The sequence below is a fragment of the Uniformispora flossi genome (assembly GCF_049534875.1).
Taxonomy (GTDB): domain Bacteria; phylum Actinomycetota; class Actinomycetes; order Streptomycetales; family Streptomycetaceae; genus Yinghuangia; species Yinghuangia aomiensis.
Window position 1 is genome coordinate 45822 of the sequence record NZ_JBMULZ010000023.1, and the last position, 25878, is coordinate 71699.

The window sequence follows — 25878 nt, forward strand, 5'->3', positions numbered from 1 at the left end:
CGATCCCGCGGGTTCGTTGTCGGACACCGGCATGAACGGTCGTTAACACGGTTCGATACGTTCGCTGGCGTCCCGCAACTGATCGAGTGTGGAGTCTCCAGTGAGCACTGCCCTGCCCGGCGCTTCCCTCCCCGTCCTCGCCGACCTCGTCCCCGCGCGCGTCTTCCGCGGCGCCCGGGTCCGCGACGCGGCCCTCGTCGTCGGCGCGGCCGGCTTCGTCGGCCTGGCCGCCCAGGTCTCCGTCGCCGTGCCCGGCTCACCCGTCCCGGTGACCGGCCAGACCTTCGCCGTACTCCTCGCCGGCACCGCCCTCGGCGCCTGGCGCGGCCTCGCCGCCATGGCGCTGTACCTGGCCGCCGGCGCGGCGGGCATGCCGTGGTTCGCCGAAGGCACGTCCGGCACCGGCATGCCGACCCTCGGCTACGTCCTCGGCTTCGTCCTCGCCGCCCCGCTGGCCGGCGCGCTCGCCCGGCGCGGCGCCGACCGCGGGCCGCTGCGCACCGCCGGGATCATGCTGCTCGGCAACGCCGTGATCTACGCGGTCGGGCTGGCCTACCTCGCGCACGACCTGGGGATCGGGCTCGACAAGGCCTACGAGATCGGTATGAAGAACTACCTGCTCGGCGACGCGCTCAAGATCGCGCTCGCGATGGGGCTGCTGCCCGCCGCGTGGAAGCTCGCGGGGCGCCGGGGCTGACGCTCGCTGTCTCGGAACCGCCGATTCGCCCGGGTGTTCGGGCGGGTCGGCGGTTCCGTCGTTTCCCGCTTGCCTGTTCGGCCTGCGGGCCCGCGGCTTGTTGCATTCCTGCGGCGGGTTTCCGCCGAGTCTTCCGGGGCGCCGACCGGGCGGCCTAGCATCCGGTCATGAACACGGGTCGGACACAACGCACGGTGTTGGCCGGTACGTTCACGGCCTTTCTGCTGGTCGCCGGGCTCGGCAACCAATGGGTCTACAACAAACTCCTCGACCACATCAGGGTCGGGGACAACTCCGGCTGGCAGTTGCTGGCACGGATCTCGTTCCCGCACTGGGTGGTCGACAAGAGCGGCAAGTTCGAAGGACTGCCGTCGAAGACCATGACCGGGATGCTGGTCGGTGCCGTCCTGCTGATCGTCGCCGTCGCGATCGTCATCGCGATCGCCGCCCGGCGGGACGGGTTCAGCGCCGTCATCACGGGCTGGTTCGCCACCATCGTCGGCGGTGCGGTGTACGGCATCGCGCTGGTGACGATCGCGGGCAGCAACTTCGTCTCCGGGCGCCGGTCGCTCGACACGTTCCTGACGTTCACCAGCGAAGGCGCCGGGTTCGGACTGCTGGTCGGGTGGGCCGTCGGGATCGCCTGCGCGCTCGCGGCGGGCCCGGGCGGCGGTTATGCGGCCACGTCGTCGTACGCCCCGCCGACGTCGGCACCGCCGTACCCCCAGAACCCTCCGTCGGGAGGCGGTTACCGGTACTGACCGAAGCACACCCGACCGGACCCCCGCGGCGTGAAGCTGCCGCGGGGGCCTGAGACACTGCTGTCATGCGTGTTTACCTCGGCTCGGACCACGCCGGTTTCGACCTCAAGCAGCACCTCATCGCGTGGCTGACCGCCAACGGCCACGAGGCCGTCGACTGCGGCCCCGGCGTCCAGGCTGACGCCTACGACTACCCGGTCTTCTGCCTGCGCGCGGGCGAAGCCGTGGCGAAGGACCCGGGCAGCCTCGGCATCGTCATCGGCGGCTCCGGCAACGGCGAGCAGATCGCCGCCAACAAGGTCAAGGGCATCCGTGCCGCGCTCGTATGGCGCGAGGACATCGCCGCGCTGGCCCGCGAGCACAACAACGCCAACGTGATCAGCATCGGCGCGCGCATGCACACCGACGACGAGGCCGCCAAGTTCGTCGAGGTCTTCCTCGCCACGCCGTTCTCCGAGGCGCCGCGGCACATCAAGCGCATCGACCAGATGAGCGCGTACGAGCAGACCGGCGAACTCCCGCCGCTGCCGGAAGCCTGACCCCTCGCCCCCTCCCAACCCTCAGCCCCGGCCCGGCCGGGCGGCGTCTTGCCGCCTGGCCGGGCCGGTGGCGTTTTGGGTGGGTTATCCACAGGGCGGTGATTTTCGGCGGGGCCGGGTGGGGCGGCGGGGGAGACTGGGGGCGCCGGGTCGGTTGGTGATCCGGTGCGTGGTGGGGGCGGGGGAGGGGCCTTCGACACGAGTCCGACTCCCGGAGATGGTGGGAGGAGGGAGGGCCCTTCGAAGGGCGGAATGGGATGTCGGTCCCGGCCGTTAGATTTCGGGGGGCCAGGGGGGATGTTTTGCCCCCGGGCATCCCCCAGCACCACAGCGAAGGAGACACGAGTGCCCGAAGGCCACACCATCCACCGGCTCGCCGAGGAACACACGGAGCGGTTCGCCGGCCGTGCCGTCGAGCTGTCCAGCCCGCAAGGCCGCTTCGCCGACGGGGCCAAGCTGCTCGACGGCGAGGTGATGGTCGGGGCCGAGGCGCACGGCAAGCACCTGTTCCTGGAGTTTCCCGGCGAGCGGTGGATCCACGTGCACCTCGGGCTGGCCGGGATCTTCCGGTTCGGCGCGTTCGCCGACGGGGTCGACGAGCCCGGGCCGATCGAGGGCGTCGTGCGGCTCCGGATGGTCGGGGACCGGGTGTGGTCGGACCTGCGCGGGCCCAACCAGTGCCGGGTGGTGACGCGGGTCGAGAAGGACGCGGTGCACGCCCGGCTCGGCCCGGACCCGCTGCGCGCCGACGCCGACCCCGCCGAGGCGTGGGCCCGCATAACCAAGAGCGCCAAGCCCGTCGCCGAGCTGCTCATGGACCAGAAGGTCCTTGCCGGTGTCGGCAACGTCTACCGCGCCGAGGCGCTGTTCCGGGCCGGTCTCGACCCGCACAAGCCGGGGCGCGCGGTGAAGCGCGCCACCTGGGACGGCATCTGGGACGACCTCGTCGAGTTGATGGCCGAGGGCGTCCGGGTCAACCGCATCGACACCGTCCGCCCCGAGCACACGCCGGAGGCGATGGGCCGCGAGCCGCGCAAGGACGACCACGGCGGCGAGGTGTACGTCTACCGCCGCACCGGCATGCCCTGCCTGATCTGCGACACCGAGGTCCGCATCGAGGAGCTGGCCGGCCGGAACCTGTTCTGGTGCCCGACCTGCCAGCCCAAAAGCGCCTCCTGAGGAAGCGGTCAAAACCCCATCGACAACCACGGCGCGGCATCGCTGCGGAACGCCTGCCCCAGCCGCTGCACCGTCCCCGCCCGCACCTCGTCGATCCGCCCCGCCGCGGCCAGCGACGACGCGCTCACCCCGCCCAGGAACAGCGACCCCAGCTCACGCACGTCCACGGCCGCATCGGCCGGGTCCGTGGTCCGCTCGCAGCGGGCCCCCGACGCGTCGCCCGACAACCGCCACCGTGCCGCGTTCCACGGGCAGAACTCGTCCGCCACTTCCAGCACCAAGTCCACCGGCGTCGCATATGTCCGCGATGCCAGCGCCCGCCCCACGTCGACCAGGCGCACGAACAGATCGTCCGACAGCGAGGGTTCGGCCGCGCGGGGGTCCGCCAGCAGGTGCAGCAGCGGGTCGTCCACCGGCAACGAGGACACGGCCACCGTCCGCATCAGGTCCAGGTCGAACAGGTAGCGCCACAGCGCCGCCCGGGTCGCCGGATCCGTCGCGAGGCACTCGCGGACCCGCGTGGTGCCGTTCGCGTTGTCCGCGTCCGTCCAGGACGGAGCCGTCGCGTAGTACGCATAGCCGCGCACTTGACCGTCCCGTTCGGCCACCACGCACCGCAGCGGCGAAGCGCCGTGCCGCTTGTCGGGCGCGTCCAGCACCTTGCGCCGTTCCCAGGCGCCCGTGCGGGCGATGAACCCGGGCCGGGTCGGCGCGAGTTCGCGGAACACTTTCAGGCAGTCCGGCAGGGCTTCGCGTGGGTCGGCGAGCCGGAGCCGCACCGCCGGGTCCGGCAGCGGGAGTCCGGATGCGTCGCCCACCCGCGGGGAGCGCAGCGACATCGCCCAGGTCGCCAAGCCGTAGCCGAACCGGCCGTAGATCGCCGGTTCCGACGCGGTCAGCCCCGCAATCGCCTCGCCGCCGTTCACGTACAGATCGTCGAGTTGGTACCGCATCATCGCCCGCAGTGCGCCGCGCCGCCGGTGCGTCGGCAGCACGCCGACCGCCGTCACCCCGGCCACCGGCACCGCCGCACCGCCCGGAACGGTCATCGAGAAGCCGAACGAGGCCGCACTTCCCACCAGTTGGGCGCCGTCGAAGACACCGATACAGCGCTCCGGTTCGCGGATCGCCCTCCCGAACTCGCGGTGTTCCGCGGGCTCCTCCTCCCCGAAGGCGAGCGCGTCGATCTCCTCCCACGCCTCCCATTCGCCGTCGGCCACCGGGCGGATCGTGAACGCCGGGCGGGGAACGGAACGGGCGGCGGGACGGGTATCAGAAGTCATCACGACTGCTTACCAGGGACATAGTCGATATGGCGATTGATTTTCGGGCGGTACGTACCGGTTGATCACCGAACCGCCGCTCCCGCATCCATCGACGTGACGCGGACCGCTGGGTAGGGTCGCGAAAATGGCGGACACCCGGAGGTCGCAGCAGCCGCACCGCGGCCGGTGGTCCCGCCGACTCGGCCGTGTCGGGCGGAAGTTCACCCGCTGGCTGCGCCATTCCCTGGTGCCCTCCGACGGGTTCGTGTTCGTCCTGCTCCTCGGCATGGTCACCGCCTGCGGGTTGCTGCCCGCCGTGGACGGCTCGTGGTTCCCGGTGACGACGCTGGTGATCCCGATCGTCATAGGCGGCCTGCTGCTGCGCATGTCGAGCCTGCTGCTGCTCTACGGCGCGTGCGCGGGCGTACTGGTCGCCCAGGAACGCACCCGCGACCCCAACCACGTCACTCCCGGCGGCGTCGTGGTCATCGCCCTGGTGGCGTTCATGGTGCTGTTCGTCGCCCGCTACCGCACCCGACTCGGCCTGCAGGGCACCCGCGGCGAATCCATGCTGTTCGACCTGCGCGACCGGCTGCGGGCACACGGACTGGTGCCCGAACTCCCGCCCCAGTGGGAGACCGACGTCGTGCTGCGGCCCGCCGGAGGGCAGGCGTTCTCCGGCGACTTCGTGGTCGCCACCCGCGGCCGCCGCGGCGGCCGGACGCTGGAGATCGCCCTCGTCGACGTCTCCGGCAAAGGCCTCGACGCCGGGACACGCGCCCTGCTGCTGTCCGGCGCCTTCGGCGGCCTGCTCGGCTCGCTCCCGCCGCGCGGCTTCCTGCCCGCAGCCAACGAATACCTCATCCGCCAGGGCTGGGACGAAGGCTTCGCCACCGCCGTGCACATCGCCGTCGACCTGGAGACCGGCGACTACGAACTCCTGTCCGCCGGACACCCGCCCGGCGCGCACTGGGTGGCGGGCGCCGGCACCTGGGACATCCGCGAGGCCGAAGGCCCGCTGCTCGGCATCATCCCCGGCGCGGATTTCGACGGCGTCCGCGGCGTCCTCGGACCCGGCGACGCGCTCCTGCTGTTCACCGACGGCATGGTCGAAGTACCCGGCCAGGACATCGCCGTCGGCATCGACCGGCTCCTCGGCGAAGCCGACCGGCTGATCGCCGACGACTTCAAGGACGGCGCCCGACGGATCGTCGACACGGCCGGCGCCAACCTCGCGGACGACCGGGCGGTCGTGCTCATCCGCCGGCACTGAAGCGACGCCCCGCAACGAACGGGCCCGAACGACGGGCCCGAACGGCGAGCCCCCGGAACCGCAGCCGCGGAACCGGGGGCGAGCAGCCGCGAAGCCCCGGGGCCGCGAAGCCCCGGGGCCGCCGACCTCAGACCAGCGCCGCCTCGACGGCCGCCACCAGCGCCGGGTCGTGCGGGTCCACCGTCGGACGGAACCGGCCGAGCACCGCGCCGTCCTTGCCGACCAGGAACTTCTCGAAGTTCCACTGGATGTCCCCGGCCGCGCCCTCGGCGTCCGCCGCCGCGGTGAGCGCGGTGTAGAGCGGGTGCCGCCCGTCGCCGTTGACCTCGATCTTCTCGGTCAGCGGGAACGTCACCCCGTAGGTGGTCGAGCAGAACTCCTGGATCTCGTCGGCCGACCCGGGCTCCTGGCCCATGAACTGGTTGCACGGCACGCCGACGACGGTGAAGCCGCGGTCGCCGTACTCCTTCTGGAGCTGCTCCAGCCCGGTGTACTGCGGGGTCAGGCCGCACTTCGACGCCACGTTGACGACCAGCGCCACCTTGCCGCCGGTCAGCGCACCCAGGGTGCCCGGGGTGCCGTCGAGAGCCGCGATGGAGGTGTCGAGCAGAGTCACTTCCGCGTTCCTTCCGTAGATTCCGTCCAGGCCTCGACCGTACGCCGGAACCCGTCGCGCCACGGCACCCGGCAGGGCCCGGTGAACGACATCCGCTTCGCGGTGTCCTGGATCTGGCCGCGCAGCGACCCGGGCTGCTCGACGACCTGCACGTCGACCGGCTTGCCGGTCAGCTCGCCGAAGTACGCCGACCATTCCTGCACGCTGACCGGGTCGTCCCCGCCCCAGTTGACCACCGTGGCCGGCGTCGACGCCGCGGCGAGCAGCGCCTCGGTCTGCGCGTTGATGTCGTCCTGGTGGATCGGGCTGTACATGCAGGGGTCCCAGCGGGTCACCACCGGGCGGCCCTCCAGGATCGCCGCGAGGTGGTGCGTCGGCAGGCCGCCGTTGGGGCCGTAGGACGCGTTCATCCGGGCGATCGTCACCGGCAGGTCGAACGCCCGGGAGCAGAACCGGGCGACCGCTTCCTCGGCGGTCTTGGACACCGAGTACGTGGGGGAGTGCGCCACGTTGGCGTCGCCCAGCGCCGCCGTCTCCGCATACACGTGCAGGGGGTCCTCGTGCGGACGCAGCACCGACGCCGTCGACATCACGAGCGCGGCCTTGGCCGTGCGGCAGTGCTGGAGGAGCAGCCCGGTGCCTTCGGCGTTGATCCGCAGCGCCTCGTCGTAGTCGACGCCGGCCGCCTGGAAGGTGGCCAGGTGCAGGACGTAGGTGAAGTCCTGCGGCAGGTCGGAGTAGTCCGGCGTGCCGAGGTCGACGGCGCGGGTGGTGACGCCGAGGGCGTCGACCTTCGCGCGGTCGTCGGGATTCGAGAAGCGGGCGATGCCCCACACCTCGTTGTCCTTGGCGAGGTACTCGGTCAGCGGAAAGGCGATCTGGCCCGCCGGGCCGGTGATGAGGATCTTCTCGCCGGACAACATCGTGAGGGGCCTCCCTTGAGGAGCGACGCGGGGATGTGACGATTCGTCATATCCGAGATCGGGCCACGAAACCAGGACCCGCCGGGGGTGACGCCCGCCGCACTCCGGCCCGGCACCGCCGTGCTCGCCGAGCGCACCGACACATCCATAGGAGTGCGTTGGCCTGCCCATACATGTCGTAAACACCGTTGACTACGCGCGTAAGCTGTCGATGCTTTTCCGCAGGCCCCTGCCGCGGGTCCCTGTCGGGTCCCTGTCCCCCTGTCCGTCCGCGAGCGCGTGGAGTCCCCGTGCTGTCCCCGTACCGCCGCCTTTTCGAAGCCCCGGGAGCGGCGGCGTTCGCCGGGGCGGGCTTCGTGTCCCGCATACCGCTGTCGATGACCGGCATCGGCATCGTGACGATGCTCTCCCAGATGCGCGGCTCCTACCGGCTCGCCGGTGCCGTCACCGCGATCATGATGGTGTCCGGCGCGGCCCTCAGCCCGCAGGTGTCGCGGCTCGTCGACCGCTTCGGGCAGCGCCGCGTCGCCCTGCCCGCCACCGCGATCACCGTCGCCGCGCTGGCCGCCCTGCTCCTCCTGGCCCGGCTCGACGCCCCGGACTGGACGCTGTTCCTCGCCGTCGTGCCGCTCGGCTGCCAGCCGACCTTCGGCTCGATGGTGCGCGCCCGGTGGCGGCACATCTACCGGGCGGACCCGCAGCGCCTGCACACCGCCTACTCGTTCGAATCGGTCGTCGACGAACTGTGCTTCATCGCGGGTCCGATCCTGGCCGTCGGCCTGTCCACCGCGCTCTTCCCGGAGGCCGGCGTGCTGGTCTCCGCGATGTTCCTGGCCGTCGGCGCCGTGCTGTTCTGCGCGCAGCGCGGCACCGAGCCCCCGGTCGGGCCGAACGACGGGGAGAAGCGCCCGTCGGCGATCCGCTCGCCCGGCCTGCGCGTGCTGATGCTCACGTTCGCCGCGACCGGCGCGATCTTCGGCGCCGTCGACGTGGTCACCGTCGCGTTCGCCGAGGACCAGGGCCACAAGGCGCTCGCCAGCGTGGTGCTGGCCGTGTACGCGCTCGGCTCGTGCATCGCGGGCATCGTGTTCGGCCTGGTCAAGCCGCGCGGCCGGGCGTCGAGCCGGTTCCTCGTCGGGGTCGTCGTGATGGCCGCCAGCATGGTGCCGCTGGTCTTCGTCACCAACCTGTGGTGGGTCGCCGGGGCGCTGTTCCTGGCCGGACTGTCCGTCGCGCCCACACTGGTCACCACGATGTCGCTGGTCGAGCAGTTCGTGCCGGACGGGCAGCTCACCGAAGGCATGTCGTGGACGATGACCGGCATGGCGCTCGGCGTCGCGGCGGGCTCCTCGATCGGCGGCGCCGTCGTGGACGCGCACGGAGCGGAGGCCGGCTACCTGCTGCCGCTCGGCGCCGCTTCGCTGGCCGCACTGATCGCGCTGTCCGGCACCTACTGGCTGCGCCGGCCGCGCCCGAGCGGCGCCGAAACGCACTTCGGCCCCGACACTGCGCTGCCGCAGGCCAGGGCCGAGATGAACGAGAGCGGATGACGGGAATCGAACCCGCGTAATCAGTTTGGAAGACTGAGGCTCTACCATTGAGCTACATCCGCACGTAACGCGGCGCACGACCGCAGGCCGTGCGCGTGGTCCACAGAGTACCGGATCCGGCGCGGACCGTGCGGACCGGTTCGTCCGGGGGACGGGGAACCGGCGGTGCAGACTGTTGGCAGACTGTACCGTGGCGTCCTCTAGAATCTTCCGAGCGCCACGGGGCGTAGCGTAGTGGCTAGCGCGCCTGCTTTGGGAGCAGGAGATCGGGAGTTCGAGTCTCCCCGCCCCGACCATGCGTCCAGGTGACGGAAATCTCCCGGAGCACCGCGGTTTCCGACGGTGTGCCAACCCAGTGACGTCCGTTCCACCCGGCCGGATGTACAACCGCCCGCAACAAGGAGACCCAACCGTGAAGAGCGCCGTGGAGACTCTGAACCCCACTCGGGTTCGGCTCACCGTCGAGGTTCCCTCCGAGGAGCTGAAGCCCAGCCTCGACGCGGCGTACAAGAAGATCAGCCAGTCGATCACGGTGCCGGGCTTCCGCAAGGGCAAGATCCCTGCGCGCATCATCGACCAGCGCTTCGGGCGCGAGGCCGTCTTCGCCGAGGCGTTCGACGACATCCTGTCCTCGTCGTACGGCAAGGCCGTCGAGGAGAACGAGCTGCGCGTGCTCGGCCAGCCCGAGGTGACCGAGGTCACCCAGGTGGACGAACTCTCGGCCGGCGCCGACCTGAAGTTCACCGCCGAGGTCGACACCCGTCCGACTATCGAGGTCCCGGAGTACGAGGGCATCGAGGTCACCGTCGACGACCTCGCGGTCACCGACGAGGACATCGACGGCCAGATCGACCAGCTGCGCGACCGCTTCGGTTCGCTCAAGGTCGTCGAGCGCGCCGCCGAGAAGGACGACACCGTGGTGATCGACCTCGAGGCGAAGGTCGACGACGAGGTCCTCGAGGACGGCGTCGCCTCCGGCCTGTCGTACGTGGTCGGCAGCGAGACCATGCTGGACGGCCTGGACGAGGCCGTGACCGGCCTCTCCGCCTCGGAGTCGAAGACCTTCGCGAGCGAGCTGAAGGGCGGCACCGGCGAGGGCCAGACCGCGGACGTGACGGTCACCGTCACCTCCGTCAAGGTCAAGGAACTCCCCGAGCTGGACGACGACTTCGCGCAGCTGGCCAGCGAGTTCGACACGCTGGACGAGCTGAAGGCGGACATCCGCGGCCGCCTCGAGCACACCAAGGCGCACGACCAGATCAACGACGGTCGCGACAAGGTGCTCGAGAAGCTCCTGGAGACCGTCGAGATCCCGCTGCCGGAGAAGGTCGTCGAGGACGAGATCCAGCAGCGCAAGGACCAGATGAACCAGCAGCTCTCCATGATGGGCGTGGACCTGGAGAAGTGGCTGGAGATCCAGGGCCAGACCGCCGAGGCGTACAACTCGGAGCTGGAGGACAGCGTCCGCAAGGGCATGCGCGTCCAGTTCCTGCTGGACGAGGTCGTCAAGAAGGAGCAGCTCTCCGTCAACCAGGAAGAGCTGACCCAGCACCTGATCGCCCGTGCCCAGCAGTCCGGCATGAGCCCCGACCAGTTCGCCCAGCAGGTCATGCAGGCCGGCTACGTGCCGGTGCTGGTCGGCGAGGTCGCGCGCGGCAAGGCGCTCGACCTGATCGCCGGTGCCGCCAAGGCCACCGACGCCTCGGGCAACGAGATCGACCTGGGCAAGGACCTGCACGCGGACGACGAGGGCCACGAGCACCACGACCACTGAGCGGGACGCCGTGCGGTGACCCGCTGAACTGACACAGCATCCGGTTACCGCGCGGGCACTCCGCCCATGCCGTGCGACAAGGGCCCGGCCGCCGAACGAGCGGCCGGGCCCTTGCGCGCACTTGCCGGGAAGCCGCGGAGAAGTGCCGCGGAAGTCCCCGGGAACTCCCGGAAAAATCGACACGGATGCGCTCTGGGCGAACACCCCTGAGTCGGGGATGGTCCCGGCGGATCAGCGCGTTAGGGTCGCTGTACGAGGGGGACACCACAGGTCGGGCCGGGCCGCGAAGTCCGGGCGGCACGCGAAGTGGTGGTCCCGCAAGGTCGACTTCAGGACGGCTCGGGTTGCCGTCGGAAACGAGCAGGTGGATACGTGACGAATCCGCAGATCGTGACTCCGGGACTCGCGGTGCCCGCCATGCGCGCACCCCAGGGCGGTATGGGGCTCGACGACCAGGTCTACAACCGGCTCCTGCGTGAGCGGATCATCTTCCTCGGCGCCCAGGTGGACGACCAGATCGCCAACGCGATCTCGGCTCAGCTGCTGCTCCTCAACGCGGAAGACCCCGAGAAGGACATCTCGCTGTACATCAACTCGCCGGGCGGCTCCGTCACGGCGGGCATGGCGATCTACGACACGATGCAGTTCATCTCGAACGACGTGCAGACCGTCGCCATGGGCCTGGCCGCCTCGATGGGCCAGTTCCTGCTGACGGCGGGCGCGCCGGGCAAGCGCGTCGCGCTGGCCAACACCGAGATCCTCATGCACCAGCCGTCCGCCGGCCTCGGCGGTGCGGCGTCGGACATCCGCATCCAGGCCGCGCAGCTCCTGCGCCTCAAGAAGCGCATGGCGGAGCTGATCGCCGAGCACTCGGGCCGGACGTTCGACGAGATCGAGCGCGACTCCGACCGCGACCGCTGGTTCACCGCGGAAGAGGCCAAGGAATACGGCCTGGTGGACCACGTCGTGACCAGCGCCCGCCAGATTCCGACCAACGGCAGCGCGAGCTGATCCGACGGGCCCGACCCGCCGCAGAGCATCCGCAGCAGCAGTCCCGGAGGATCCTTCCATGACCGACCTGTCGTTCCCCAACCCGCGGCCCGACGGCCAGGCGCTGTTCGGGCGCCCGGAGAGCCGCTACCTCATCCCGCAGTTCGAAGAGCGCACCTCGCAGGGCTACAAGCGGTACGACCCGTACAGCAAGCTCTTCGAAGAGCGCATCATCTTCCTTGGCACGCAGATCGACGACACGTCGGCCAACGACGTGATGGCGCAGCTGCTGACGCTCGAGTCGATGGACCCGGACCGGGACATCTCGATCTACATCAACTCGCCCGGCGGCTCGTTCACCTCGCTGACCGCGATCTACGACACGATGCAGTTCGTGCGCCCCGACATCCAGACGGTGTGCATGGGCCAGGCGGCCTCCGCGGCGGCCGTGCTGCTCGCGGCCGGCACGCCGGGCAAGCGAATGGCGCTGCCGAACTCCCGCATTCTCATCCACCAGCCGTACAGTGAAACTGGGCGCGCGCAGGTGAGCGACCTGGAGATCCAGGCCAACGAGATCATGCGGATGCGCTCGCTGCTGGAAGAGATGCTCAGCAAGCACAGCAACCGTCCGATCGAGCAGGTCCGGGACGACATCGAGCGCGACAAGATCCTCACCGCCGAAGAGGCGCTGTCCTACGGCCTCATCGACGAGATCACCGCGCCGCGGAAGTCTCCCCGGTCGGCCGGATGACACACCGCATCGGCCGGTCGGGAGTCCTGTTCCGCGACCGGCCGATGGGCCCTCTTCCGGCGGCTGCCCCGGCGCGAGGAGGCCTTCGGCCCTGAATTGCCCCCTCGAAAGCACCCTTGAGGGGCGAAAAGCCGGGGACGCGCTATTGCGGCGGGGTACCGTCGAAAGACCAGGCACCAGGTCCGGTTCTATCCGGGGCCCAGGCGAAGGAGATGCACCTCGTGGCACGCATCGGTGACGGTGGCGATCTGCTCAAGTGCTCGTTCTGCGGGAAGAGCCAGAAGCAGGTGAAGAAGCTCATTGCCGGTCCGGGTGTGTACATCTGCGACGAGTGCATCGACCTGTGCAACGAAATCATCGAGGAGGAGCTGTCCGAGTCCTCCGAGCTGAAGTTCGAAGAGCTTCCCAAGCCGCGTGAGATCTGCGAGTTCCTCGACGGCTACGTGGTGGGCCAGGACGTGGCCAAGAAGGCCCTGTCCGTCGCGGTCTACAACCACTACAAGCGCGTCCAGGCCGGCGACGGCGCGAAGGGCGACGGCGTCGAGCTGGCCAAGTCCAACATCCTGCTGCTCGGCCCGACCGGCTGCGGCAAGACGCTGCTCGCGCAGACGCTCGCCCGCATGTTGAACGTGCCGTTCGCGATCGCCGACGCCACCGCCCTCACCGAGGCCGGGTACGTCGGCGAGGACGTCGAGAACATCCTGCTCAAGCTGATCCAGGCCGCCGACTACGACGTCAAGAAGGCCGAGACCGGGATCATCTACATCGACGAGGTCGACAAGATCGCCCGCAAGAGCGAGAACCCGTCGATCACCCGGGACGTCTCCGGCGAAGGCGTCCAGCAGGCGCTGCTGAAGATCCTGGAAGGCACGACGGCGAGCGTCCCGCCGCAGGGCGGCCGCAAGCACCCGCACCAGGAGTTCATCCAGATCGACACGACGAACGTGCTGTTCATTGTGGGCGGTGCCTTCGCGGGCCTGGAGCGCCTCATCGAGGGCCGGGTCGGCAAGAAGGGCATCGGGTTCGGCGCGCAGATCCGCTCCAAGCGCGACATCGACACGAGCGACCCGTTCGGCGACGTCATGCCGGAAGACCTGCTCAAGTACGGCATGATCCCCGAGTTCATCGGCCGTCTGCCGGTGCTGACCTCGGTGCACAACCTGGACCGCGAAGCGCTCATCCAGATCCTCACCGAGCCGAAGAACGCGCTCGTGAAGCAGTACCGGCGCCTGCTCGAACTCGACGGCGTCGAGCTGGACTTCGAGATGGAGGCGCTGGAGGCCATCGCCGACCAGGCGATCCTGCGCGGCACCGGCGCGCGCGGCCTGCGGGCGATCATGGAGGAAGTCCTCCAGTCGGTGATGTACGAGGTGCCGTCCCGCAAGGACATCGCCCGCGTGGTCATCACCCACGACGTGGTCCTCAAGCACGTGAACCCGACGCTGGTCCCGCGGGACATCGTCAAGCGCGAGCGGCGCGACAAGAGCGCCTGAGCGGCAGCGGCCCCGCCGGCCCCGCGGCAACGGCCCTGCCGCACCGCAGCAACGGCACCACGGCAACGAGAAAGCGGCCCCACCCCCCCCGGACGGGGGAGCGGGGCCGCTTCGTCGTTCGCGGAGGCTCAGGGGGTCTGGCCGAGGTAGATCTTGTCCACGACGGTCGCGGATTCCGCGGCCGATACCGGGCTCAGGAGGTAGACGAGCCGGTTGTCGTCACCCCACAGGCAGGACGTCGAGCCGTCGGTGAGCCAGCAGCGCAGCAGGCCGGGGTGGCTCCAGGTCACCGGCATCTCGGTGGCGTCGGACGACGACGGGACGAACGTCCGGACGTAGTCGGACGGGACGGTGGAGCGCTTGGTCGCCGTGGTTGCCGCGTAGGGCTGCGAGTCGTTCGCGCTGGTGCCGTAGATCCGGGTGGACACGCCGGAGAAATTGGGGGTGAAGACGCCGTTCACCTTGGTGACGGCGTCGGCGATGTCGCCGGTCTCGGTCAGCCGCGGCTTGCCCTTGATCGAGGCGGGCAGCGCCAGTGCCGCGGTGGGTGCCGCCGAAGTCGGGGCCGCCGTCGTCGCCGGTGCCGAAGTTGCCGGGGCCGAGGTCGCCGGGGCCGAGGTGGGCGGCTCCGTGGGGTCGTCCTTGGTAGGCGTGCCCGTCGGCTTGTCGCTCGTTGCGCTCGGCGTCGGCGAGCCGGTCGACGACGCGCTGCTGCCCTTGCCGTCGTCCTTGAGGGCGAACACCAGCACCACGGCCACGATCACCACGACGACCGCCCCCACGGCCCCCACGATGATCCCGGTCTTCTTCGGCCGCGGCGGCTGCGGCGGGAACCCGGCGTTCGTCGGGCCCACCGGGTAGCCGGGCGGCGGTGCGCCGAAGCCGGCCGCCGGGTGCGCGGGCATCGTCGCGTCGTAGGCACCGCCCTGCGGCGGACCCGCCGGGTAGCCGCCCCCCGCGGCCGGCCCGCCCGGGTACCCGGCCGGCGGCGGACCGCCGCCGGGTGTGCCGGGCCACCCTGGATATCCGTTGTCGCTCATCGTCGTCGCGGCGCGTGATGGGTACGCGCCGCCCCTCCCCTCGTTTGCTCGGACGCCGAGCGCGCGAAGTCCGTTCCACGGCCCGTCCCGACGGGGTGGGCGGGCCGGGAACGGGCGGGTGTCAGGAGGCCTGGCCGAGGTAGATCTTCTCCAGCACGGCGACGGTGCCGGAGATGCTCTTGGGGCTGCTGACGTAGAGCATGTGCAGGCTGTCGCCCCACAGGCACACGGAGGCTCCGCCGCTCGTCCAGCAGCGGAGCGTGCCCGGACGCGTCCAGGTCGCGGTCTGCTCGGTGGCGGCGGCCTTGGGCACGAACGTCGTGACGAAGTCGGACGGCACGGTGGTGCGCTTGGTCCCGATCGTCACCATCATGGCCTGCGGGTCGCTCACCTGGCCGTAGACCTTGGTCGCCACGTCGTCGAAGTCCTGGCCGAAGATCGTGGTGACCTGCGCGACCTGCGGCGGGACGTCGGCGTCGGCCAGCGGCGACTTGCCGTTGAGGGTGCCGGGCAGGGCGAGCTGCTCCGGCGGCCGGGCCGTGGGGGAGGCGGAGGTCGGCGGCGCGCTGGGCGACTTCGTCGGCGTGGCCGAGCCGCCCTTGTCGTCGTCCTTGAGCGCGAACACGAGCACGACGGCCACGATCGCGACCACCAGGACGCCGACGATCGCGACGATGACCGGGGTGCGCTTGCCGCGGTTCGGGGCCGGCGGGTAGCCGGGGCCGCCCGGACCCGCGGGGTAGCCGGGCGGCGGGGAGCCGAAGCCGCCGGGAGACCCGGGGCCGGGATTCCCGTAGCCGCCGCCGGGCGGGGGAGGGCTGCCGTAACCGCCGCCCGGAGGCGGGCCCGCGGGGTAGCCGCCGACCGGGCCGCCCGGGTACCCGGAGTGCGGCGGCCCGCCGCCGGGGGGACCGGACCAACCCGGGTATCCGCCGTCGCCAGTGCTCATCGTCGCTGCGGCGCGGACTGCGACCGCGCCGCCCCTCCTCTCGCGTGCGTCGGGCTCCGCTCACGCGGAGCCCGGTTCGTGGCCGTGCTGCCCCCGTCGTCCCCCCATGCCTGCGTGCTCATGGTGCCGCCTGCGCCCCGTGACGTGTACGGCGGGTTAGCGGCCGCGGTCCAGGGCCGCGCGCATCTGCCGGGTCAATGCCGCCAGTTCGGCGACGGTGCCGACGCCGTCCCCGTCGGGCAGGGCGAGGACCGAGCCGGCGGTGCGCGCGTCCGCCCACACGCACAGGTCGAGGGCGGTGTGCTGCTCGGGATATGTCACTGGCAGGCACTGCAGCGCGCCGCCGCCCGGTCCGGGGTCCTGGACGGCCGCCTGCGCGCGGTCGGCGGAGACGCCGGCTTCGCCGAGTCCGGCGTAGAAGCGGTCGAGCTTGTCGGCGGCCGCGCCGGCGTGCTTGTCGGCGGCGAGCACCACGAGGACGTCGGCGCGGTCGGTGCCCGGGCGGCCGTAGCGCGCCGCGCTGCCGCGTCCGTCCATGCGGGCGTCGGCTTGGCGCACGGCGTCGTCGGGGTCGAGGCGCACCAGGCCCGCGGCGGCGGCGGGCAGGCCCGGTTCCGGGCCGTCGTCACCGGTCAGCGCGCCGATTGCGGCGATGACGGCGAAAACGATCCCGAAGCCCGCGGCAATCGCGACAACGGTGCGCACGCGGGCACGCTATCGGCCAAACGGCGCATTCCTCCACAGGAAAGTCCCCCACGCGCGGCGAAGACCGGTGCACACACAGCGAAGCCCCCCGCGGACACACCACGGGGGGCTTCGAAGGGGTGAACAGCGAGCGGGCAACAGCCGGGCAACAGCCGGGCAAGGGACGGGCAAGGGACGGCTGCCGGACGGAGGCTGCGGGGCGGCCGCGACCGCGCTGCGGCCTGGCGGCGTCCTGGTCAGGTGCGTGCCGACCCGATCGCCGCATCGGCTCGCATCCGTCTTTGCCGCGCCGCTGTCCAAGCCGACGCGTTGCGCGTCACTTCTCCAGGTCGGCGCGCATCGTCACGAGTTTCTTGGCCGCGTCGTCCGCGGACAGCTTGTCGAAGTAGGCGACGACGGTCGTGTTCTTGTCCGCCCACGCGCAGATCGCGGCGGGGTAGGCGTCCTGCGCGGGCATGCACTGGAGAGTGCCGCCGAGCGGGCCCGCCGGGTAGTCGAGCATCGACACGCCCTCCGGCACGCTGCCGCCGTCGGCGTTCACGTGGTCGATCATGCCGCGGATCATGTGCTCCATCCGCTTTCCGTCCATGGCGGTGAGGCCGTCGACGCCTTCGATCAGCACTTCGCGCTGCCCGGTCGGCGACTTGCCGTAGGCGACGACCAGCATGTTCATGCCCGGGCCCATGTCGCCCGGGTCGATCGGCACGTCGCTGGGCGCGCCCTGCCCGGTGAGCCGCTCGTAGCCGCCGGTGCGGGCGGCCGAGACGAGCACCTTGGCGCCTGCTTGCCCGGACTTGGCGGTCGAGGTCGGCGCCTTGGCCGTGGCCTTGTCCGTCGCGGCGCCGGACGGGACGGCCGGGCTCGGCGCGGCGGAAGCGGCGTCGGATGCGGCGGCCGACGGCGAGGCCTCGACGGTCGCGGTCGGCGATGCCTTGTCGCTCTTCTTGTCGTCGCTCTTTCCGGGAAATTCGCACGCGGTCAGCGACAGCGCCCCGGCGACGGCGGCGGCGAGCAGAGCAGTTCTGAGTACGGGTGTACGCACGGTCGATCCCCCCACGGATACGGAACGGCGGCCGGCAGTGGCGGCGTCCGACCCCTGGCTCCCCCCGGCCCCCCAGGCCCGACGCTTCCGGCTTCGGTCCCGAACACTAGCGATCCGGGCGGCGAAAACCAGGGCCCGGAGGCTTCGGTGACAGCACGGTGACACGCGTGTGACCGGCCCGCCGAGGCCGATCGCCGCCCGCGCGGCGAACGCGGTGCGAAATCGGGTCGTGCGGGTCCGTAAACTTGCCTTGTGACCGAGACTTCCTCCGCCCCGACTTCGGGGCCCGCAGCCGAAGCCCAGACCCTCTCGTCGCAGTACGCCCCTGCCGAGGTAGAGGCGAAGCTGTACGAGCGGTGGGTAGCCGCGGGCTACTTCGAGGCCCAGGCGAAGAGCGAGAAGCCGGCCTACACCATCGTGATCCCGCCGCCGAACGTCACCGGCCAGCTGCACCTGGGCCACGCGTTCCAGCACACGCTGATGGACGCCCTCACCCGGCGCCGCCGCATGCAGGGCTACGAGGCGCTGTGGCTGCCGGGCATGGACCACGCGGGCATCGCGACGCAGAACGTCGTCGAGCGCGAACTGGCCAAGGAAGGCCTGTCCCGCCACGACCTCGGCCGGGAGGCGTTCGTCGAGCGCGTCTGGCAGTGGAAGGAAGAATACGGCGGCAAGATCCTCGGCCAGATGCGCCGCCTCGGCGACGGCGTCGACTGGACGCGCGAGCGGTTCACCATGGACGAGGGCCTGTCCCGCGCCGTCCAGACCATCTTCAAGCGCCTGTTCGACGACGGCCTGATCTACCGCGCCGAGCGCATCATCAACTGGTGCCCGCGCTGTCTGACCGCGCTGTCCGACATCGAGGTCGAGCACCAGGACGACGACGGCGAGCTGGTCTCCATCCGCTACGGCAGCGGCGACGAGTCCATCGTCGTCGCCACGACGCGCGCCGAGACGATGCTCGGCGACACCGCGGTCGCCGTCCACCCGGAGGACGAGCGCTACCGCCACCTGGTCGGCACCGCCATCGAACTCCCGCTCACCGGCCGACGCATCCCGATCGTCGCCGACCCGCACGTCGACCCCGAGTTCGGCACCGGCGCGGTCAAGGTGACGCCCGCGCACGACCCCAACGACTTCGAGATCGGCCGCCGGCACGACCTGCCGAACCTCACCGTCATGGACGAGCGCGGCAACATCACCGTGCACGGCCCGTTCCTCGGCCTCGACCGGTTCGAGGCGCGCTCGGCGATCGTCGCCGCGCTGCGCGCCGAGGGCCGCATCGTCGCCGAGAAGCGGCCTTACTCGCACGCGGTCGGGCACTGCTCGCGGTGCAAGACCACCGTCGAGCCGCGCCTCTCGCTGCAGTGGTGGGTCAAGGTCGCGCCGCTCGCCCAGGCGGCCGGCGACGCGGTCCGCGACGGCCGGGTCAAGATCCACCCCGAGGAGATGTCCGGCCGGTACTTCTCCTGGGTCGACAACATGCACGACTGGTGCATCTCGCGCCAGCTGTGGTGGGGCCACCGCATCCCGGTCTGGTACGGCCCGAACGGCGAAACCGTCTGCGTCGGCCCCGACGAGGAGCCGCCGAGCGGCGAGGGCTGGGCCCAGGACGGCGACGTCCTGGACACCTGGTTCTCCTCCGGCCTGTGGCCGTTCTCCACGCTCGGCTGGCCGGACGACACCCCCGACCTGCGCAAGTTCTATCCGACCGACGTCCTGCTGACCGGCCACGACATCATCTTCTTCTGGGTCGCCCGGATGATGATGTTCGGCCTGTACGCGATGGACGGCACCCCGCCGTTCCACACCATCACGCTCACCGGCCTGGTCCGCGACCAGTTCGGCAAGAAGATGTCGAAGTCGTTCGGCAACGTCGTCGACCCCATCGACTGGATGGACAAGTTCGGCACCGACGCCCTGCGCTTCACGCTGGCGCGCGGCGCGAACCCCGGCACCGACGTGCCGATCGGCGAGGACTGGGTCCAGGGCTCGCGGAACTTCGCCAACAAGATCTGGAACGCGACCCGGTTCGCGCTGATGAACGGCGCCACCGTGGAAGGCCCGCTGCCGGCCGCCGAGGAACTCTCCACCGTCGACCGGTGGATCCTGTCCCGGCTGGACGCGACCGTCGCCGAGGTCGACGCCTACTACGAGGACTACCAGTTCGCGAAGCTCAGCGACGCGCTGTTCCACTTCGCGTGGGACGAGGTCTTCGACTGGTACGTCGAACTCTCCAAGATCGCCCTCCAGGCCGGCGGCGCCCAGGCCGCGGCGACCCGGCGCGTCCTCGGCCACGTCCTGGACGTCACGCTCCGCCTGCTGCACCCGATCGTCCCGTTCGTCACCGAGGAGCTGTGGACCACGCTCACCGGCGGCGAGTCGCTCGTCGTGGCCGCCTGGCCGGCCCCCGGCGGGCACCGCGACCCGGCCGCCGAAGCCGAGGTGACGACCCTCCAGCAGGTGGTCACCGAGGTCCGGCGGTTCCGCGGCGACCAGGGCCTCAAGCCCGGCCAGAAGGTCCCCGCCCGGGTCACCCTGGACGGCACCGCGCTCGCCGCGCACGAGGCGGCGATCCGCACGCTGGCCCGCCTCGAACCGGACACCGACGGCTTCACCGCGACCACGTCCTTCCCGATCGCCGGCGCCCTGGTCGAACTCGACCTGTCCGGCGCGATCGACGTCGCCGCGGAACGCCGCCGCCTGGAGAAGGACCGCGCGGCCGCCGAGAAGGTCAAGGACCAGAGCACCAAGAAGCTCGCCAACGAGGGCTTCCTGGCCAAGGCGTCCGCCGAGGTGGTCGCCAAGGTCCGCACCCAGCTGGAGACCGCCGAGGCGGACATCGCCCGCATCGACGGCCAGCTCGCCCGCCTCCCGCAGGCCTGACGGCACCCGGGGCCCGCCGCGGCGGGCCCCCGGACCACTCCGACGCAAGCCCCACACGAACCGGTGAAACGCCTGTGACTGACCCCGCCGCCGAGGCCGCGCTCCGCTCCGTCGAAGCCGAACTGGTCGCCCGCTGGCCGGAGACCAAGATCGAGCCGTCGATCGTGCGCGTCGCCGCACTCATGGACGTGCTCGGCGAACCGCAGCGGTCCTACCCGGTCATCCACATCACCGGCACCAACGGCAAGACCTCGACCGCCCGCATGGTCGAGGCCCTGCTGCGCGCGTTCTCGCTGCGCACCGGCCGCTACACCAGCCCGCACGTCGCGTCGATCACCGAGCGGATCAGCCTGGACGGGGAACCGATCAGCGCCGAAGGGTTCGTCGAGACGTACCGGGACATCAAGCCGTTCGTCGAGATCGTCGACGGTTCCCAGCCGATAGCGATGTCGTTCTTCGAAGTCCTCACCGGCATGGCGTTCGCCGCCTTCGCGGACGCCCCGGTGGACGTCGCCGTCGTCGAGGTCGGCATGGGCGGCACCTGGGACGCCACCAACGTCGCCGACGGCACCGTCGCGGTGGTCACCCCGATCTCCGTCGACCACGCCGACAAACTCGGCGAGACACCCGGCGAAATCGCCGTCGAGAAGGCCGGCATCGTCAAGCCCGGCGCGCTCGCCGTACTCGCCCAGCAGCCGCTGGACGCCGCCGAGGTGCTGCTGCGCCGCAGCGTCGAGACCGGCGCGACGGTCGCCCGCGAAGGCATGGAGTTCGGCGTGGCGCGCCGCGACCTCGCGGTCGGCGGGCAGCTCGTCACGCTGCGCGGACTGGCGGGGGAGTACGCGGACATCTTCCTGCCCCTGCACGGCGCCCACCAGGCGCACAACGCGTCCGTCGCGCTGGCCGCGGTCGAGGCGTTCTTCGGCGTCGGTACCGGGCAGCGCGTCGGCCTCGACCACACCGGCAAGCTCGACATCGACGTGGTGCGCGAGGCGTTCGCCAGCGTCACCTCGCCCGGCCGCCTGGAGATCGTCCGGCGCAGCCCGACCGTGGTGCTGGACGCCGCGCACAACCCCGCGGGCGCGCGCACCGCGGCCGACGCGGTCAACGAGTCCTTCGACTTCACCCACCTGGTCGGCGTGGTGTCGGTCATGGCCGACAAGGACGTGCGCGGCATCCTGGAGGCGTTCGAACCGGTGATGGCGGAGATCGTGGTCACCCAGAACACGTTCCCGCGGGCCATGCCGGTCGACGAACTCGCGGCGCTCGCCGTGGAGATCTTCGGCGAGGACCGGGTCGAGGTGGTGCCGCGGCTGGACGACGCGATCGACGCGGCGGTCGCGCTGGCCGAGGACGGCGGCGACCTGGGCGGCGCCGCGGTGCTGGTGACCGGTTCGGTCGTCACCGTCGGCGAGGCGCGTGTGCTGCTGACCGGTGAACGGTGACCCGGTCCGGGGCACCCGCCCGGACCGCGCGAGAATGGGACCGAGCAACGACCGTCGGGGACCGGCGAAGGAGGGGATGACCTGATGCGCGCCCTGTGTTCCACCCATCTCATCGGCGAGGCGGTGGTGATCTGCCTCGGCGCCCTGGTGGCGATGCAGCTGACCGACATCTCGACCGGCACGCTGTGGGCGGTCGCCGGACCGGCGGCGGTGCTGTGCGTCCTGCTGTGCGCGCGGCTGTCCGCGCCGTGGGCGGTGCCCGCGGGCTGGGCGCTGCAGATCGCGTTGATCGCGGCCGGGTTGGTGGTCCCGATGATGTTCGTCGTCGGTGTCATCTTCGCCGGGATCTGGTACGCATGTGTGCGCGTGGGACGGACCATCGACGCCGCGAAGGCCGCCCGGGCGTGACCCCCGATAGGCTCGGCACGTTGAGCCGGTGTCACGCACGCAGTGGCCTGCCCGGTGCGCGCCCTGTTTCCGCATGCAGTCCGGTCCCCGCACGCCGTTCCGTCCCCGAGCACCGTCCCGAGCTTTCCTGAGGAGTACCCCTTTGTCCGAGCGCACGCTTGTCCTCGTCAAGCCGGACGGTGTCCGCCGCGGCCTCATCGGCGAGGTCATCGGCCGAATCGAACGCAAGGGCTACACGCTGGCCGCGCTCGATCTGCGGGTGATGGACCGCGAGACGATCGAGCGGCACTATGCGGAGCACGAGGGCAAGCCGTTCTACCCGAGCCTCGTGGAGTTCATGACGTCCGCGCCGTCGGTCGCGATGATCGTCGAAGGCGACCGCGTCATCGAGGCGTTCCGCACGCTGGCCGGCGCGACCGACCCGGTCAAGGCGGCGCCGGGCACCATCCGCGGCGATCTGGCCACGGTGACCCAGCAGAACATCGTGCACGGGTCCGACTCGCCCGAGTCCGCCGAGCGCGAGATCAAGAACTTCTTCCCGCACCTCGCCTGACGGTCCGTCACCGTCCCCTGCGGGGCTTTGCGGGTTTTTCGTCGGGTTTCCCCGCGCGCCGTGTGCGGCTTTCGCACGGCCTTCCGGGGGACAATAGCGGCGAAAAGTAAAAAAGATCCCATTGCCGTGCGTGGCAGACGACCTTCCGTCTGATGATCGGGTCATCGTGGTTGCCAGGTGTTCCGCTCGGCGCGGCACGCCTACGATTGAGTCCGGTCCAGCCCCCCACTGTGGGCCGACTCACTCCCCCATGGCTGAAAACTGGCCAGCAATGGCTTCAAGGCACCGGAAGGCCCTGGTTCCTACATGGCGAACAATTTGTCGTTCATCGGTCGTGACATGGCAGTCGACCTCGGCACGGCCAACACGCTGGTGTACGTCAGAGGGCGCGGCATCGTCCTGAACGAGCCGTCGGTCGTCGCCAAGAACACGTCGACCGGCGGCATCCTCGCGGTCGGCGCCGAGGCCAAGAAGATGATCGGCCGGACCCCCGGCAACATCGTCGCGATCCGGCCGCTCAAGGACGGCGTCATCGCCGACTTCGAGATCACCGAGCGGATGCTGCGGTACTTCATCCTCAAGGTGCACCGGCGCCGCTACCTCGCCCGCCCGCGCGTCGTCATCTGCGTGCCGAGCGGCATCACCGGCGTCGAACGCCGCGCGGTGGTCGAGGCGTCCAGCCAGGCCGGCGCACGCAGCGTGCACATCGTCGAAGAGCCGATGGCCGCCGCGATCGGCTCCGGACTGCCGGTGCACGAAGCGACCGGCAACATGGTCGTGGACATCGGCGGCGGCACCACCGAGGTGGCGGTCATCTCGCTCGGCGGTATCGTGACGGCGCAGTCGATCCGCGTCGCGGGCGACGAACTCGACATGGCGATCATCAACTTCGTGAAGAAGGAGTACTCGCTGCTGCTCGGCGAGCGCAGCGCCGAGGAGATCAAGATGTCGATCGGGTCGGCGTACGACCTGGGCGACGACGCGCACAGCGAGATCCGCGGGCGCGACCTGGTCTCCGGCCTGCCGAAGACGATCGTCATCTCGACGGCCGAGGTCCGCAAGGCCATCGAGGAACCGGTCAACACCATCATCGACGCGGTCAAGACGACACTCGACAAGTGCCCGCCGGAGCTGTCCGGCGACGTCATGGACCGCGGCATCGTCCTCACCGGCGGCGGCGCGCTGCTGCGCGGACTCGACGAACGCCTGCGCGCCGAAACCGGCATGCCGATCCACATCGCGGACAACCCGCTGGACTCGGTGGCCATGGGCGCGGGCAAGTGCGTCGAGGAATACGAAGCGCTCCAGCAGGTACTGGACGCACAGCCGCGCCGGTAGCGGACGCATTCCACCGGGACGGCCGAAACGTCCCGGGCGTGTCCTGACCGCCGACGCCGCCAAGCTCTGCCAAGCTCTGCCAGGAACTGCCAGGAAAGGGGCGGGCCGCATCGTGAGGGATTCCCGCCGCAGCCGCATGGTCCTCGTGCTGTTGCTCGCGATCTCCTTCGCCTTGATCACCGTGGACATCCGCGGCGGCCGGAATTCGCCGCTGTCGACCGCGCGCGACTGGGCGTCCGCGGTGTTCGGGCCTGCCGAGCGCGGCACTTCCGCCGCGGTCGACCCGGTAGGCCGGGCCATCGACGCGGTGCGCGACGCGGGCAGCCACGAGGACGAGAAGAAGAAGCTCAAAGACGAAAACGCCAAGCTCCGGCAGGAGTTGGAGAACGTCCAGCTCGACAAGGCCCGGGTCGCCGAACTCGACAAACTGCTGCACGTCGCGTCCGCCGGCCAGTACAAGGTCAAGCCCGCCCGCGTGGTCGCGGTAGGACCCGCGCAGGGCTTCTCCTGGACGGTCACCATCGACGCCGGCACCGGCGACGGCATCAAGCAGGACATGACCGTCATCAACGGCGACGGCCTGGTCGGCCGGGTCACCTCGGTCGGCCCGATGACCGCCACCGTGCTGCTCGCCACCGACCCGGGCTTCTCGGTCGGGTCGCGCATGGCAGGGTCGATGGAAATAGGGATCACCACCGGCCAGGGCGACCGGCCGATGAAGCTCCAACTCCTCAACGGCCAGGCCCAGATCAAGGCGGGGGACCGGCTGGTGACGTTCGGGTCGCAGGGTCCCAAGTCCTTCGCGCCCGGCGTGCCGGTCGGCGAGGTCACCGAGATCCGAGCCACGCCCGGGGCGCTGACCAAGACCGTCGAGGTCAAGCCGTACGTGCACTTCACCAGCCTGGACACGGTCGGGGTGGTCGTCGAACCGCCGCGCGCCGACCCGCGCGACGCGGTGCTGCCCGCCGCGCCCGCCCAGCAGCCGCCCGCCAACCCGGCGGCGCCGGCGTCCGCTCCCGCGAGCCCGGCCGCACAGCCGGGCGCGACGCCGACCGGCAACGGGACCTCCAAGACGTCGGCGAACGGCCGCCCCCCGGCGAAGAATCCGACCCCGAGCGGAAGGGACTGACCGGTGGGAGCCGCCCGCGCGCTGTACGCCGCCGTCCTCATCGTGGTGGGCCTGGTCGTCCAGGTCTCCGTCCTCGCCCGCCTCGGCCTGCCCGGCGCGGTGCCGGACCTGCTGATGCTCGTCGTCATCGGAATGGCGATGACGTGGGGCCCGACCGCGGGCTGCGTGGTCGGGTTCGCCGCCGGGCTGTGCGCCGACCTCGCGCCGCCCGCCGACCACGCCGCCGGGCGCTACGCGTTCGTGCTGTGCATCGCCGGGTATGTCGCCGGCCTGTTCGCGCAGCGCGGCCGCCAGCCCCGGCAGTCCGTGGTCACCACGATCCTCGTCGTCGTCGTCCTCGCCGCGCTGACCACCGTGCTGTACGCGGGTGTCGGCGCGCTGGTCGGCGACACCGCCGCGCGCAACGTCGGCCTCGGCCGCCTGATGACCACCGCGGTGGTCTACGACGCGCTCCTCGCCCCGTTCGTGGTGCCCCTGGTGATGACCGGGGCGCGCCGCATCGACCCCCAGCCGCTGATGCCGATCTGACCGGCCGGGCCGCAGCCGCCGAGCCGTCTGCGACCCGCTCCGAC

Annotated in this window: 23 protein-coding genes, 2 tRNA genes and 1 pseudogene; 18 read left to right on the forward strand and 8 right to left on the reverse strand. The window is 71.0% G+C overall.

The genetic code is table 11. The features are described from left to right. Window positions 1-100: 100 nt before the first annotated feature. From ACPA54_RS33960 to ACPA54_RS33975, 4 genes are all read left to right on the forward strand, one after another. Entirely contained in the window at window positions 101-697 is a 597-nt protein-coding gene (locus ACPA54_RS33960; protein WP_345676934.1) for a biotin transporter BioY, read from the forward strand. 167 nt (window positions 698-864) lie between these two features. Beyond that, the gene (locus ACPA54_RS33965; protein ID WP_423535637.1) at window positions 865-1458 is read left to right on the forward strand and encodes a hypothetical protein; all 594 of its coding nucleotides are present in this window, start codon (window positions 865-867) and stop codon (window positions 1456-1458) included. Between the two features lie 65 nt (window positions 1459-1523). Further along, complete coding sequence (locus ACPA54_RS33970; protein WP_345676936.1) at window positions 1524-1997, forward strand: ribose-5-phosphate isomerase; 474 nt, start codon at window positions 1524-1526, stop codon at window positions 1995-1997. A 345-nt stretch (window positions 1998-2342) separates the two neighbouring features. Beyond that, window positions 2343-3176: an Fpg/Nei family DNA glycosylase gene (locus ACPA54_RS33975; RefSeq protein WP_423535639.1), complete on the forward strand. Its 834-nt coding sequence runs from the start codon at window positions 2343-2345 to the stop codon at window positions 3174-3176. Window positions 3177-3184: 8 nt separating this feature from the next. Here ACPA54_RS33975 and ACPA54_RS33980 read toward each other — a convergent pair whose 3' ends face one another. After that, on the reverse strand, window positions 3185-4459 hold the full coding sequence (locus tag ACPA54_RS33980; RefSeq protein WP_423535641.1) for a GNAT family N-acetyltransferase: 1275 nt from the start codon (window positions 4457-4459) through the stop codon (window positions 3185-3187). A 127-nt stretch (window positions 4460-4586) separates the two neighbouring features. On the opposite strand from ACPA54_RS33980, the gene ACPA54_RS33985 reads away from it, so the two are divergent. Further along, window positions 4587-5714, forward strand: a complete 1128-nt coding sequence (locus ACPA54_RS33985) for a PP2C family protein-serine/threonine phosphatase (protein WP_423535642.1) — start codon at window positions 4587-4589, stop codon at window positions 5712-5714. A 127-nt stretch (window positions 5715-5841) separates the two neighbouring features. On the opposite strand, the gene ACPA54_RS33990 is transcribed toward ACPA54_RS33985, so the two are convergent. Beyond that, on the reverse strand, window positions 5842-6330 hold the full coding sequence (locus ACPA54_RS33990; RefSeq protein WP_345676940.1) for a glutathione peroxidase: 489 nt from the start codon (window positions 6328-6330) through the stop codon (window positions 5842-5844). Beyond that, window positions 6327-7253 carry an NAD-dependent epimerase/dehydratase family protein gene (locus tag ACPA54_RS33995; protein ID WP_423535644.1) on the reverse strand — a complete coding sequence of 309 codons (927 nt, stop codon included), beginning with the start codon at window positions 7251-7253 and terminating at the stop codon, window positions 6327-6329. Before ACPA54_RS33995 ends, ACPA54_RS33990 begins: the two co-directional genes overlap by 4 nt. A 290-nt stretch (window positions 7254-7543) precedes the next feature. On the opposite strand from ACPA54_RS33995, the gene ACPA54_RS34000 reads away from it, so the two are divergent. Further along, window positions 7544-8803, forward strand: a complete 1260-nt coding sequence (locus ACPA54_RS34000; RefSeq protein WP_423535646.1) for an MFS transporter — start codon at window positions 7544-7546, stop codon at window positions 8801-8803. Here ACPA54_RS34000 and ACPA54_RS34005 read toward each other — a convergent pair. Beyond that, window positions 8795-8865, reverse strand: a tRNA-Gly gene (locus ACPA54_RS34005). The two genes, ACPA54_RS34000 and ACPA54_RS34005, sit on opposite strands and share 9 nt — an antisense overlap. Before the next feature lie 158 nt (window positions 8866-9023). On the opposite strand from ACPA54_RS34005, the gene ACPA54_RS34010 reads away from it, so the two are divergent. From ACPA54_RS34010 to clpX, 5 genes are all read left to right on the forward strand, one after another. Beyond that, window positions 9024-9099 (forward strand) — tRNA-Pro (locus ACPA54_RS34010). Between the two features lie 116 nt (window positions 9100-9215). After that, window positions 9216-10577: a trigger factor gene (gene tig, locus ACPA54_RS34015; RefSeq protein ID WP_423535648.1), complete on the forward strand. Its 1362-nt coding sequence runs from the start codon at window positions 9216-9218 to the stop codon at window positions 10575-10577. Window positions 10578-10949: 372 nt separating this feature from the next. Next, the gene (locus ACPA54_RS34020; RefSeq protein WP_423535650.1) at window positions 10950-11588 is read left to right on the forward strand and encodes an ATP-dependent Clp protease proteolytic subunit; all 639 of its coding nucleotides are present in this window, start codon (window positions 10950-10952) and stop codon (window positions 11586-11588) included. Window positions 11589-11646: 58 nt separating this feature from the next. Further along, window positions 11647-12318: an ATP-dependent Clp protease proteolytic subunit gene (locus ACPA54_RS34025; protein ID WP_345676944.1), complete on the forward strand. Its 672-nt coding sequence runs from the start codon at window positions 11647-11649 to the stop codon at window positions 12316-12318. 221 nt (window positions 12319-12539) lie between these two features. Next, window positions 12540-13811 (forward strand): ATP-dependent Clp protease ATP-binding subunit ClpX, encoded by a 1272-nt coding sequence (gene clpX, locus ACPA54_RS34030; protein ID WP_345676945.1) that lies wholly within the window; start codon window positions 12540-12542, stop codon window positions 13809-13811. A gap of 128 nt (window positions 13812-13939) precedes the next feature. Here clpX and ACPA54_RS34035 read toward each other — a convergent pair whose 3' ends face one another. From ACPA54_RS34035 to ACPA54_RS34050, 4 genes are all read right to left on the reverse strand, one after another. Beyond that, a complete protein-coding gene (locus tag ACPA54_RS34035; protein WP_423535652.1) occupies window positions 13940-14716 on the reverse strand; it encodes a hypothetical protein in 777 nt (258 codons plus the stop codon). Between the two features lie 256 nt (window positions 14717-14972). Then, window positions 14973-15800 carry a hypothetical protein gene (locus tag ACPA54_RS34040; RefSeq protein ID WP_423535654.1) on the reverse strand — a complete coding sequence of 276 codons (828 nt, stop codon included), beginning with the start codon at window positions 15798-15800 and terminating at the stop codon, window positions 14973-14975. Window positions 15801-15956: 156 nt separating this feature from the next. After that, on the reverse strand, window positions 15957-16505 hold the full coding sequence (locus ACPA54_RS34045) for a hypothetical protein (protein ID WP_423535656.1): 549 nt from the start codon (window positions 16503-16505) through the stop codon (window positions 15957-15959). A 316-nt stretch (window positions 16506-16821) separates the two neighbouring features. Beyond that, window positions 16822-17547, reverse strand: a complete 726-nt coding sequence (locus tag ACPA54_RS34050; protein ID WP_423535658.1) for a hypothetical protein — start codon at window positions 17545-17547, stop codon at window positions 16822-16824. 252 nt (window positions 17548-17799) lie between these two features. Here ACPA54_RS34050 and ACPA54_RS34055 point away from each other — a divergent pair, with 252 nt between their 5' ends. The 7 genes and pseudogenes from ACPA54_RS34055 to mreD all read left to right on the forward strand — a co-directional run. Next, window positions 17800-20433, forward strand: coding sequence for a valine--tRNA ligase (locus tag ACPA54_RS34055; RefSeq protein WP_345676951.1), 2634 nt, complete (start codon window positions 17800-17802; stop codon window positions 20431-20433). A gap of 74 nt (window positions 20434-20507) precedes the next feature. Further along, window positions 20508-21878, forward strand: coding sequence for a bifunctional tetrahydrofolate synthase/dihydrofolate synthase (gene folC / locus ACPA54_RS34060; RefSeq protein WP_423535660.1), 1371 nt, complete (start codon window positions 20508-20510; stop codon window positions 21876-21878). A gap of 84 nt (window positions 21879-21962) precedes the next feature. Next, window positions 21963-22286: a DUF4233 domain-containing protein gene (locus tag ACPA54_RS34065; protein WP_423535662.1), complete on the forward strand. Its 324-nt coding sequence runs from the start codon at window positions 21963-21965 to the stop codon at window positions 22284-22286. Between the two features lie 142 nt (window positions 22287-22428). Next, entirely contained in the window at window positions 22429-22839 is a 411-nt protein-coding gene (ndk, locus tag ACPA54_RS34070) for a nucleoside-diphosphate kinase (RefSeq protein ID WP_345676954.1), read from the forward strand. Window positions 22840-23157: 318 nt separating this feature from the next. After that, entirely contained in the window at window positions 23158-24177 is a 1020-nt protein-coding gene (locus ACPA54_RS34075; RefSeq protein WP_345677000.1) for a rod shape-determining protein, read from the forward strand. Window positions 24178-24289: 112 nt separating this feature from the next. Further along, window positions 24290-25306 carry a rod shape-determining protein MreC gene (mreC, locus tag ACPA54_RS34080; protein ID WP_423535663.1) on the forward strand — a complete coding sequence of 339 codons (1017 nt, stop codon included), beginning with the start codon at window positions 24290-24292 and terminating at the stop codon, window positions 25304-25306. A 3-nt stretch (window positions 25307-25309) separates the two neighbouring features. Beyond that, a pseudogene (mreD, locus tag ACPA54_RS34085) lies at window positions 25310-25822 on the forward strand (rod shape-determining protein MreD); the annotation flags it as partial. Window positions 25823-25878 lie beyond the last annotated feature (56 nt).

Bases quoted from the DNA above. Each gene is read 5' to 3' on its own strand.
- ACPA54_RS33965 (WP_423535637.1), top strand. From the start codon at position 865: ATGAACACGGGTCGGACACAACGCACGGTGTTGGCCGGTACGTTCACG.
- ACPA54_RS33970 (WP_345676936.1), top strand. From the start codon at position 1,524: ATGCGTGTTTACCTCGGCTCGGACCACGCCGGTTTCGACCTCAAGCAG.
- ACPA54_RS33980 (WP_423535641.1), bottom strand. From the start codon at position 4,459: ATGACTTCTGATACCCGTCCCGCCGCCCGTTCCGTTCCCCGCCCGGCG.
- ACPA54_RS33985 (WP_423535642.1), top strand. From the start codon at position 4,587: ATGGCGGACACCCGGAGGTCGCAGCAGCCGCACCGCGGCCGGTGGTCC.
- ACPA54_RS33995 (WP_423535644.1), bottom strand. From the start codon at position 7,253: ATGTTGTCCGGCGAGAAGATCCTCATCACCGGCCCGGCGGGCCAGATC.
- ACPA54_RS34025 (WP_345676944.1), top strand. From the start codon at position 11,647: ATGACCGACCTGTCGTTCCCCAACCCGCGGCCCGACGGCCAGGCGCTG.
- ACPA54_RS34035 (WP_423535652.1), bottom strand. From the start codon at position 14,716: ATGCCCGCGCACCCGGCGGCCGGCTTCGGCGCACCGCCGCCCGGCTAC.
- ACPA54_RS34040 (WP_423535654.1), bottom strand. From the start codon at position 15,800: ATGAGCACTGGCGACGGCGGATACCCGGGTTGGTCCGGTCCCCCCGGC.
- ACPA54_RS34065 (WP_423535662.1), top strand. From the start codon at position 21,963: ATGCGCGCCCTGTGTTCCACCCATCTCATCGGCGAGGCGGTGGTGATC.